Origin of the sequence: Paenibacillus sp. FSL M7-0420 (assembly GCF_038002345.1) — a bacterium.
Taxonomy (GTDB): Bacteria; Bacillota; Bacilli; order Paenibacillales; family Paenibacillaceae; genus Paenibacillus_AQ.
In genome coordinates, this window is sequence record NZ_JBBOCJ010000001.1 from 5,459,917 (window position 1) to 5,471,093 (window position 11,177).

The 11,177-nt window shown below is 56.2% G+C and carries 6 protein-coding genes; 3 read left to right on the forward strand and 3 right to left on the reverse strand.

The features are described 5' to 3' along the window. Positions 1-761 precede the first annotated feature (761 nt). Positions 762-1,829 (reverse strand): AI-2E family transporter, encoded by a 1,068-nt coding sequence (locus tag MKX51_RS23290; RefSeq protein WP_340994032.1) that lies wholly within the window; start codon positions 1,827-1,829, stop codon positions 762-764. 227 nt (positions 1,830-2,056) lie between these two features. Between MKX51_RS23290 and bglS the strand changes: the two genes are divergently transcribed. Beyond that, positions 2,057-2,746, forward strand: a complete 690-nt coding sequence (gene bglS, locus MKX51_RS23295; protein ID WP_036732455.1) for a beta-glucanase — start codon at positions 2,057-2,059, stop codon at positions 2,744-2,746. A gap of 280 nt (positions 2,747-3,026) precedes the next feature. Here bglS and MKX51_RS23300 read toward each other — a convergent pair whose 3' ends face one another. After that, positions 3,027-4,607, reverse strand: coding sequence for an extracellular solute-binding protein (locus MKX51_RS23300; protein ID WP_340994033.1), 1,581 nt, complete (start codon positions 4,605-4,607; stop codon positions 3,027-3,029). Positions 4,608-4,691: 84 nt separating this feature from the next. Between MKX51_RS23300 and MKX51_RS23305 the strand changes: the two genes are divergently transcribed. Together MKX51_RS23305 and MKX51_RS23310 are read left to right on the forward strand one after the other, a co-directional pair. Beyond that, positions 4,692-6,440, forward strand: coding sequence for a sensor histidine kinase (locus tag MKX51_RS23305; protein ID WP_340994034.1), 1,749 nt, complete (start codon positions 4,692-4,694; stop codon positions 6,438-6,440). Then, entirely contained in the window at positions 6,418-8,025 is a 1,608-nt protein-coding gene (locus tag MKX51_RS23310; protein ID WP_340994035.1) for a response regulator, read from the forward strand. The genes MKX51_RS23305 and MKX51_RS23310 overlap by 23 nt, the downstream gene beginning before the upstream one ends. A gap of 5 nt (positions 8,026-8,030) precedes the next feature. Here MKX51_RS23310 and MKX51_RS23315 read toward each other — a convergent pair whose 3' ends face one another. Continuing rightward, positions 8,031-11,003 carry a GH36-type glycosyl hydrolase domain-containing protein gene (locus MKX51_RS23315; protein WP_340994036.1) on the reverse strand — a complete coding sequence of 991 codons (2,973 nt, stop codon included), beginning with the start codon at positions 11,001-11,003 and terminating at the stop codon, positions 8,031-8,033. Between the last annotated feature and the right edge of the window lie 174 nt (positions 11,004-11,177).

An 11,177-nucleotide genomic window follows, 5' to 3' on the forward strand; every position in this document is an offset into this window, starting at 1 on the left:
TTAAGAGATTAGTCTCCACTACAAAAAAGTTTTGGGCTTCCGATCGCTGTTATTCTCTGATTTCTTGATTTTATCCGCTTCTAGCGGTAGAAATCCGAGCATAAAGGCGAACACTTCGTTTCTCCAGCTCCAAAATTTCTTTCCGTTCCGTTTCTCTATAACTTAGGTTAACATCATCTGTTCCCCCGGCGGAACAGCAAAGCCCAAGAGCCGCCCATGATTCGCTGAGCCGTAAAAACCACGGCAAGGCCATGTACCCGCCCATGATTTGCCGGGCCGGGAGCCGGAGCGAATCAACATAATCGCTCCAGCCTGCTCAGGACCTGCGGCTCCGCCGGGCTAACCGCAAAAAAACCTCCCATCCCTAGCGTATAATCGCTAGGGACGAGAGGTATGAATTCCCGTGGTACCACCCTAGTTAGCGGCGGACATTCTTTGTCCGGCACTCACTTTGACACCCTGTATCGGGGGTGAGGCGACGGCGGTTCACACGCTGGTCCCTCTAAGGAACCTGCGGCTCGCGCCATTACTCGGAGGTGAGTTCACTGCGGTCCGTTAACCGGCTCGCACCTGGGGTGCCGGCTCTCTGCAATAACGGTCTCACGAATTAATACTCCTCTTCATCGCACTGCTATGATAATTCTTCTTATCGTAATATTCACCACATTATAACCAAAAGATACATGTACCGTCAATCCTTTCACCCGAAGTAGCAGCAGGTCCCCTTGTTCCTGCATGTGACGGGATGAATTACGGCTGCTTTATGCCGGCCTTCTGCGGATATAATAGCCGATGATATGCTGAATGACCACCTTGGCGGCGGCGAAGAAAGGAACGGCCAGAATCAGTCCGATCATTCCGGCAATCTCCCCGCCGACCAGCAGCGCGAAGATGATCAGCAGCGGATGCAGATGCAGCTTCCGTCCTACAACCTGCGGAGAGATCACGTTGCTCTCCAGCATTTGGCACAGGGTATTCACCACCGCCACCAGCAGGACAAGGCGCCAAGACAAGGTTGAGGCCATTATAATGGCCGGGGCCGCCCCCAGAAACGGACCCATATAAGGAATAATGTTGAATACCGCGACAACACAGGCGAACAGCAGCGCATAAGGCATGCCGATAATCGCGTAGCCGATATAAGCGAGCACACCGATGATGATGCAGACGAGAAACTGCCCGCGGATATAGTTGCCGAGCGCTTCATCAATGTCTTTTAGCAGCATCACAATCGACTTGCGGCGCGAACGGGGCAGACAGGAGACCACCATCCGTTCGAATACCTCGAAGTCCTTCAGAATATAGAACACGAGAAAAGGCACAATGAATGCGTTGAACAGCACGCCAATGGTCGAAGCGATATTATTAAGGAAGTGGGAGATGCCTTCGGCCAGGCGGTTCTCCAGCTGATAAAACCAGTTATTCATTCCCGTCTCCACCCCGGGCGGAATCAGTCTGGAATTCATGCCCTTCATCAGCCCCTGCGCGTGCAGCGTCATCTCCGGCAGATGCTCGTTCAGTTCCTCCAGCTGTTCAATGAACATCGGGATCAGATTGATTAGAATCACCGCAAGCGAGGTCAGGAACACCGCATAGATCAGCAGGACGGCTACGCTGCGCGGCATTTTTCTCCGGGAGAGCATAGTGACCACCGGATTCAGCACATAGGAGATAATCATGGCGGCCAGGAACGGAGCCAGGATCGCTTTTAGAAACAGGAATACCCCATTCAGCATCGGACGGAGCAGCCAGACGAAATATAGAATAATCAGTGAGAGCAGCACGCCGGTCATCCAGCGGAGCCATTTACTGCGGAACCACTCCTCCATAATCTCCCTCCTGAACGTGTACAGCCCTTAACCATCATGCATATTAGTATGTGTGGGAGGGGAATGAAATACTCCGCTCTGCAAAAAATTGGTTTTTTGTTATTTCGGTTCGCAGGTTGGTATAGTTGCCGGGTTCAAGGTCCGCTACAATCATATTGTAAAGCGCTTACATTATAAGGAGGGTATTGTATATGAGGAGAACGCTACACAAGCTATTCGGTGCAGGGATGACCCTGCTGCTTGCCGGTCTGCTGACAGGAGCTCCGTCCGTTTCGGCGGCCACCGTCTTTGATGAGCCCCTGACCTACTTCAACCCCGCAACCTGGCAAAAAGCAGACGGCTACTCGAATGGCTCCATGTTCAACTGTACCTGGCGTGCGAATAACATCTCTTTCACGAGCGGCGGACAGCTTCGTCTGGCCCTGACCAGTCCCAGCAATAATAAATTTGACGGCGCGGAGTACCGCTCTGTGTACAAGTACGGCTACGGCAAATACGAGGTCAGCATGAAGCCGGCCAAGAACAGCGGGATCGTCTCCTCCTTCTTCACCTACACCGGGCCTTCAGACGGCACGCCCTGGGATGAGATTGATATTGAGTTCCTCGGCAAGGATACCACCAAGGTCCAATTCAACTATTACACGAACGGCGTTGGCGGCCATGAGAAGATTGTCAATCTCGGCTTCGATGCTTCCCAGAGCTATCATACGTACGCCTTCGATTGGCAGCCGGGTTATATTAAATGGTATGTAGACGGGGTCTTGAAGCATACGGCAACCAGCAATATCCCCTCCCGGCCCGGTAAAATCATGATGAACCTCTGGAACGGAACGGGTGTGGATTCCTGGCTCGGTTCCTATAACGGGGCGAACCCGCTCTACGCCTATTACGATTGGCTGAAATTCACAGGCAACTAACTTGCAGGCAGGAGATGGACCCCGGCGATGCGCAAGCGGCATCCGCCGGGGTCCTTTTGTCTATGCGGACCATGGCGGCTCATCTTCAATATTTGTTATTCCAATCGCCACATTGGTATGGCGGCTGCTGCCGTCCTTCTGTACGATATATAGCAAGAATACAGCACAGGAGGAACAGATCCGGGTGGGGCCGCCGCCAGACAAACAGGCAGAAGCACCCAAGCGTATCTGCGACAAGAAACCGCCTTATTATAGAGGCGGTTTCTTGTCCCTGCGGTATTTAGCGGCTGCTGCGGTCCCAGGCATTAACCTCCATGGTTTCGGTAAGTCCGCCGTAGGTGTTCCACTTGTGCACGAATTCGTCGAATTCTTCAAGCGGGCTGTCCGCGAAGATGATTTTGATGAAGCTTTTCTGCTCCAGCTTCTTCAGCAGCTCGCCGTCACGCTTCATCGTCGCTGTCGGAGGTCCCGTGAACTGTTCCTTGCGGGAAGCCTCTTTCTGGCCCAGCAGTACAGGGGCAATGTCCTTCGGGATCTCCCGGATGACCCCGGAGGGAATCCTAGCCCCGTCGAAGGTCAGCGTGTAGGAGGCTACCCGGATGCCGCCCAGCGGCAGCGCCGAAGATTGGGCGCTCGGCTGGCCGCCCGCCATGGACCAGTCATAGCCCTCCGCAAGGCCATGGGCGAACTCGCCGGTCGAGGTAGCGTATGAATCGAACAAATAATTCTGATACGTAAAAAAGATTTCAGGGTGCTTCATCTGCTTATTAATCAGAATGGCACCATTGACAGGCAGTGTCCCTCTTCTCATGGTGAGCCCACCTGGCCCCGAAGGGATGGCAATTGCCCGGATGCGCGCCTCAGCGTCACGCTTGGTCAAGGAGGACAGCGGCCAGCCGCGCATCCAGTGGGGGCCGGCAATGATGCCCGCTTTACCGGAGATGAACTGGTTCGCCGCCCCCTCCTCATCCAGCCAGGCACTGTCAGCGCTCAGATAACCGCGCTGTACCCATTGCTTCATGAGCCCGGCAGCCTTCCGTGCACCGGGCTGGATGGAGCCGTATTCCAGGGTGCCGTCACTCCGGCGGTTCCACTGCTCAGGAACCGTACCGTAGGCGCCGAACACCCAGCTGCTGTCTCCCATCCAGGTGCTGGGGCCGTTGCGGAATCCGACCGACAGGCCGTAGGTATCCTTGATCCCGTTGCCGTCCGGGTCCCGGTTGACGAAGGCATCCATGACCTGCTCCAGCTCATCCAGGGTCTGTGGGGCTTTCAGATGAAGCTTGTCCAGCCAATCCTGGCGGACCCAGAGCAGCGGATCGGAGTTATATTCATAATCCATAATGGGAATGGCATACCTGTGCGCGCCGCGCATGAAGGGGTTCCATGCCGAAGCATCCTCGGCAACAGCCTTCTTCCACACCTCGGACGCATGCTGCTCGAACAGGTCGCCGACTTCCATGAATTGCCCTGAATCAATCAGTTCCTGGATAATAGCGGCATCTCTGGTCGTTACGATGTCGGGCATATTGCCTTTGGCCAGCTCCAGCCTCAGCTTGTTGGCGTAGGTCTCTGAGGTGCCGGAGATCGTCCAGAGATAACGGATGCGGATGCCAAGCCGCTTCTCGGCCCAGGCCGTATGTACGTTATGCTCCAGGCTCTCCCCTTTGATAAAGTTCAGATTGGGGTTCACGGAGCCTACGGTATACAGGTCTACCGGAGGATCATATTTACCTTCCTTAACATCGAAGTAAGGGGCTGTACTCTGCGGTGAAGCGGGCGGCTGACTATATTCGGTGCTGTCCCAGGAGCAGCCCGACAACATCAGGAGCAGCAGGAACAGCGGTGAACGGACTTTCATATAACCACCTGCTTTTCGTAGAGTTCATAATCTTATGATACACTTCTCCATATTACAGCAAATGTCTTGCAAAGGATGATCTTTATGGTGGCATGGCGTCCCAACCTGTTCATTAAAATGGTGGCAATCCTGCTCTCGCTGATTGCCGCCACACTCTTATTCTACGGCTCATCCTACCGTAAGGATGTCGGAGTCATTACAAGTCAGATCAAAACCACCGACCTTAATCATCTGGAATTTCTGACCCAGCAGATGGATAACAACATCAACCAGCTGGCGGGCAGCATGTATGCCCTGCAGAGAGATCCCACCATCCGCGATTATGAGCAGATTACGCAGCTGGGCCATCTTATTGATCCCGCCCAGACGATTATGACGGTGCTGGAGAAGCTGTCTCTCCAGACCAGCTCCAGTACGTGGGAGAACCGGATTGTCTTGTACAAGCCCTTCAGCGGGGAGACCTTGGGCTCGGATTCCTCGCTGTCCTTCGATGTTTCTGTCCTGCACAAGCCGCTCCCGGCGGGCTGGGAGTATATCTCGGCGGACAGGGCCGGCGCGGAGGCAGGCTTCCGGCTGCTCTTATCGGACCCTGCCCAGGCAACAAGCCGGCCGCGCGAGGCGCAGCTGCTGATGTCCATGTATTTGCCGGTCTCCAATATTGAACGGATGTTCGATGCCTACCAGTCGCAGAACACGGGGGACACCTTCTTGTACCATCCGTCATTCGGCGTCATCCTCTCGCGGAGTTCGGACCGGCAGATGGCGGAGCAGGTCACCGCGGCACTGAATATCACGGCCGGGAAGAGTACCTCCGGCATCTTCGATCTTAAGCAGGGCAGCTTCCTGGTCAGCTCGGTGCCCTCCTCGGCCATCGACTGGCAGGTCGTGCATTATTCACCGCTGAAGCAGATTCTTGAGCCGATCCGCAGCAGCCGCTTTTCCTTCCTGACAGGATCGGCTATCCTGCTGGTGATGAGCCTGCTGTTCTCCTTGCAGCTCTACCGCCAGGTGCAGCGTCCGGTAAGCCTGCTGCTGCGTTCGCTCAACCGGATGAAGGAAGGGCGCTGGTCTACCCGTATCCATACCCGGACCAACCCGGAGTTCACGCTGCTGAATGAAGAATTTAATGATATGGCCGAGAAAATTCAGTCGCTGATCGAGCAGGTCTATCTGGAGCAGCTCCGGGCCAAGGATGCCCATCTGAAGCAGCTTCAATCACAGATCAATCCGCATTTCCTGTACAACTGCCTGTTCTTCATCAAGAGCAAGGCCGCCATAGGAGATACCGAGTCCGTCGAGGCGATGGCACTCAGCTTAGGCGAATATTACCGCTATATCACCAGGGTCGATCATTCCCTCACCACCCTTCAGGATGAGCTGAAGCTGCTGGAGAATTACCTGAAGATCCAGAACCTGCGGAAGCAGCGTATCTGCTACGAGATGGATATGGAGAGCGGGCTGCTGGACCTGCACATTCCGCGGCTGCTGATTCAGCCTCTGGTAGAGAATAGTATCATTCATGGCATTGAGCGGAAAATCGGCCCGGGCTCCATCCGGATCACCGGCCGCCATACCCGGGAAGCCATTCTCATTACCGTTGAGGACAACGGCGCCGGTATGACAGGGGAAGCCATTGCCGCGCTTCAGGCGCGTATCAACGAAACTACGCGTGAGGATGGAGGCTGCGGGCTATGGAATGTCCAGCAGCGTCTCAAATTACATTACGGCGAGGCTTCCGGCCTGATGATTGCCCCCTCACCGGAAGGCGGTCTAATAACAACTCTCCGTATGGAGAAGAAAGAGGAACCTGATGCACCAAATTCTCTTGGTTGACGATGAACCCTATGTGGTCGATGATCTGTCCATTTCGATTCCCTGGGCGGAGATGGGCTTCGGACAGGTCCACAAAGCTTATTCCGGGTATGAGGCGCTGGAGCTGCTCCAGCGTTATCCCATCGATATTGTAGTCACAGATATCAATATGCCGGAGCTGTCCGGCACCGAGCTGATTGCCGCCATCCGCAAGCGCTGGAAGCATATCCGGGTGGTCATGCTGACCGGCTATGCGGAGTTTGAATATGCCCGCAAGGCTATTGAGGAGCAGGCCAGCGCCTATCTGCTCAAGCCGATAGCCAGCGACCAGCTGATCGCCGTCATCGGTAAGCTGCAGGAGAAGCTGCGCAGTGACTGGGAGGCCTGGTCCTCCCACCAACGGACGATGCAGACCTTCCGCGAGCATCTGCCCATCCTGCGGGACCGCCTGCTCGGGGAGCTGCTGCAGGGACGGAAGCTGCCCGGGCCGCAGCTCCAGGAGCGGCTGAACCAGTTCGACCTGCCGTTCTCGGCCGGACAGCCGGTCTGTCTGGCCGTGGTCCGCCCCGAGGAATTCTTCCGCCGCCAGGATATGCACAGCATGCTGCTGTTTGAATATGCAATCATTAATATCGCCCAGGAGCTGTTCCAGGACCGGTTCCTGATCTGGTCCTGTAAGGATGTGCATGACTATCTCGTATTCCTGCTGCAGCCCAGAGAGGATCTTGAACATGGCGGCAATCCGGGAAATGAGGTGGCCCAGGCTGCCTATCAGCTGCAGAATCATGTCAGTACCCTGATGGGAGGCGGCCTGTCCGTGGTGACCACCGGCTGGGGAGACTTTCCCGATCAGGTCTACACCCTCTATCAATCCGCCATCTCAGCCATCCGCCAGCATATCGGCAGCGAGACCGGCATCTATCTCGATACTACGGATAACAGCAGCTCCCAGCCCGTGGAGATTCTCCAGCCGCTGTATGAGCCTCCGCTGCTGTTCCACATGTTCGAAGCGAACAACTGGCAGGGCATTGAAGACAAGCTGAACGCTATCGTATCGGAGCTGATCCACAGTCCCGAGCGGTCACTGGAGCATATCCAGGAAGCCCGTCTGCACTTGGAGACGGCCTTCTATTACTTCGCCCACAAGAATAACAAGCTGCTGAGCGAGATTGTGGGCAATCCGCTGCTGGAGCAGGCTCCCTTTCAGACGCCGGACAAGCTGCGGGAGTGGGCTATGGAGGTTATCCTTTTGCTGAGAGAGCATACGGATTCCGAACGGCGGAACAGCCGGACCGTGCTGATCCGCAAGGTGCATGAGTATATCAACCGCAATCTGCACTACGTCTCCCTACAGGCCATCGCCGACCATATCCAGATGCATCCGGTCTATCTCTCCAAAATGTACAAGCTGGAGACCGGCAAGCGGATCAGCGACTATATCAGTCAGGTAAAGATGGAAAAAGCGGCGTATCTGCTTATCCATACGCCGCTCAAAATTTATGAAGTTTCCTCGGAGCTCGGGTACTCCAACGCCCATTATTTCATCAAGCTCTTCAAGGAATATGCGGGGATGACTCCGCATGAATACCGTGACCGGGCGCTGTAATTCCGTCAGTCCGCGAAGATAAGCTCTACCTCATGGGCGAAGCCGTCATCTACGGCCGGTACCAAGCCGTCCTCCAGTAAGCGGCCGTCCAGCATCAGGCGGGTTGCCCCATCCTGCATGCGGTGGAAGCCCTCCGGCTTACGGACCTGAATCCGGTAGGAGGAGCTGCCAAGCTTCAAGGTGTAGGTAAGCTCCGTCTGCTCTTCCCGCAGCACCGGACTCAGGGCTATGCCCTGCTCCGTATATTCAATACCCAGCGCTTCCATCAGCGAGAGGGTGAGCCAGGTCGAGGTGCCGCTAAGCATCGGACCGATGTTCTCACCAGTCTCGCTGTTGTTGTATTGGGTGCAGAACCGCGGATTCCCGCAGACGGCAAACGGATCATCCATCGTCTTGAACGGCATAATCCGGTCCAGCAGCCAGTAACCCAGGCGGCAGAGCTCTGCTGCCAGATCCGGGCTGGATACTTCCTTGGCCCCCTTGAACATAGCCGCAGCAGCCATCATGCAGGCATGCTTGAATACGCCGCCGTTCTCACGGTCACCCGGGAAGTATTCATCCGATGCCGTGTGCGTGGATACCCGGCCCAGCGCCACCGGTGAGACCAGCTTCATGCCGTAAGGCGTCATCAGATGTGCCTTCATGGTGTCCAGCATCACCGCGATCTGCTCCTCATCCGCACAGCCCGCCAGAATGCTCCAGCTGAACGAATTCAGGAAGTACGAGCCGTCCTTCGCCGGATCGGAGGACATCCCGTCCCCGGCAGCGCCGAGATACGTGTATTCTCCGTTCGGATAGCGGTTGAACAGCACACGGGCGAAGAAATCGCCCTTCCAGGCATGCTCCTGGATGCGTTCGCGCAGCTTGGCTCCGAAGCCGGTCAGCTCATCTGCATACGCCTGCTCGCCTTTGCGGGCGGCCAGGGCGGACAATTCATCGACCGCCACCTTCAGCAGGAAGGCGTTCATGACGCTCTCGGAATAATCACTCTCCAGCGAATCTCCGAAGACACCGCCGGCCTCCAGCTGCTTCCGGTAGAGTGCTTCCTTGGCCGGGCCGTTCAGGTAGGTGTCATCGAGCTTCAGACAGTCGTTCCAGTCTGCGAAGTCGAGCAGCGGCAAGCCGTGGCGTCCGATCGAGATCTGTCCGGAATAGACAATAATGGCCTTCAGGGTCTCGAATACCGGCCGTTCTGTGTCCGTGCCTGCTACCGGACAAGACTCATCGAGGAACTCCGCATCTCCGGTCAGCATGACATAACGGTAGACAGCCTGGATCAGCCATAGTGCATCATCGGACCATTTACCCGGCTCTTTGCCGGCCCAGAAGAAATTGTGATACGCATACCCCAGCCCGAAGACCATGCTGGTCCATTCTTTCAGCAGGCTCTTGACGAGGCCGCCCGCGCCCATCCCGGTGAAATAATACATCGAGGCATACATATCCTGAATTTCACGGAAGCCGATCTCCCGGTAGCCCTTCTGGGTCTGACAGAAGGAGCGGGAGACAAAGCTCTGATAGAGCACCTGAAAAGGCAGATTACGGTTCACGAACTGGTCGAAATTCTCGTCCCCCGAGGATACCTGCAGGAACCTGGAGTAATTCCGCACGAACTTCAGGGATTGCGCCAAGGCTTCTTCCGCCGAGCTGCGGCTTGTGAAGCGGGCGATCAGCGCACCTACCTCTTCCTCCAGTACCGTATCGCTCCAGGTAGCACCGCTCTTGTCGGAGACAAGACCCGTCAGCTGGTCAACTGCTGCCGTGGCTCCGGCAGCAACCTGAATCTCCCCCGCTACCGCGAAGAATCCCGGCCCCTTGCGGTGCAGAATGCTGCTTAGCTTCAGCGCGCCGGATGGGCGGTGAAGCGAGCCGGTACCGACGAACTCATTGTAGCTGACGCAATATTCGCGCGGCAGCACCGGTCCGTCTTCCCCGTGGATGATCATCGTGTGGAAGCGCAGATCATGACGCCCGCCTTCCGGATAGTAGTCAGGGCTGATTGCAGCCACGGCACCATCAGCGTCCTGCAATACGCCGCCTTGCATAATAACATTGCTATACAGCACATCCTCGAACAAAGCGCCCGGTGCTGCCGAACCGAACATGCCCGTGTACACCAGACGAAGCTGGCGGCTGCTCTCTCCATGGTTCGTAATCGTAACGCGCTGCATCTCGGTCGCCAGCGGCAGACCCTCAGCATGCGGCAGAATGAAGATGGTGCGCGTAATCTCAAGTCCGCCGGACAGGCGGTACGTGATGATGGTTACATTCTGTGAATGGCGGCAGACCGCCGATTCAATGCCTTCTCCGCCCGGATCAGCGGAATAGAGGATCTGCTTCCCGTCCTCGAACAGATAGAATTGACGGTTGGCCGGGAAGCCGTTCTCCTCCTGGCGCATATCCCAGCGGGTCGCCAGCACCTGGGTAGCCGCATGGGAACGGAAGCTGCCGCCGCCAAGGCGGTCTACCACACTCTTCGGTGTAGTCTGGAGCGGATGAGGGAACTCCAGCCGGTTGCCCAGCAGCAGATTGACCGCGAAGTGCGGACCCGGAACGGGGGAACGCAGGTCAATGACATGCTCGCCTTCAGCGTTAAGGGCACCAGCCCAGCCCGGTGCAGCCTGAAGCTGCGCCAGTGCCGCGCCTGCAGCCGCCTCCGGTATGGCTATTGCCTGTTCCTGTCTTCCGGCATGGCGGATATGCAAGGATAGTTCCGTACCTGTATCATTCACGGTGAACAGCGCGGATGCGCCAGCCTCCTTCGGCAGCAGCGCTGCCACCTCCGGGAGCTTCAACAGCTCCTGAATGGCAGGCAGCCGGAGCGGAAGACCCGCTACGCCAACAGCCCCGATGCACCTGGAATCCGTGAAGACGGCGCTTAGCTGGCCGCCCTCCTCTATCCGGTCTGCGAATGCCTGTCTCAGGATATCCTCAGGTGAAGCTGCCGCTGCTCTTGCGGTATTGAATTTCAGCATCATGAATGGTTCTCCTCTTTTCCTGTTTGCTATTGGATGATACTCATTCCCTGTTATGTATACTCATTGGGCCGAAGAATGGGGGGAAGGTTCTGAACAAGCATGAAGAACGGTTGCCCGTTCTCCATGTAATGATTATAGAAGTGTATGCGGCCAGTCTAAATACCAAATCGTAAG

What these genes read in the sequence shown, in the direction of transcription:
- MKX51_RS23290 (WP_340994032.1), bottom strand. Translation starts at nt 1,829, where the DNA reads ATGGAGGAGTGGTTCCGCAGTAAATGGCTCCGCTGGATGACCGGCGTG.
- bglS (WP_036732455.1), top strand. Translation starts at nt 2,057, where the DNA reads ATGACCCTGCTGCTTGCCGGTCTGCTGACAGGAGCTCCGTCCGTTTCG.
- MKX51_RS23300 (WP_340994033.1), bottom strand. Translation starts at nt 4,607, where the DNA reads ATGAAAGTCCGTTCACCGCTGTTCCTGCTGCTCCTGATGTTGTCGGGC.
- MKX51_RS23305 (WP_340994034.1), top strand. Translation starts at nt 4,692, where the DNA reads ATGGTGGCATGGCGTCCCAACCTGTTCATTAAAATGGTGGCAATCCTG.
- MKX51_RS23310 (WP_340994035.1), top strand. Translation starts at nt 6,418, where the DNA reads ATGCACCAAATTCTCTTGGTTGACGATGAACCCTATGTGGTCGATGAT.
- MKX51_RS23315 (WP_340994036.1), bottom strand. Translation starts at nt 11,003, where the DNA reads ATGATGCTGAAATTCAATACCGCAAGAGCAGCGGCAGCTTCACCTGAG.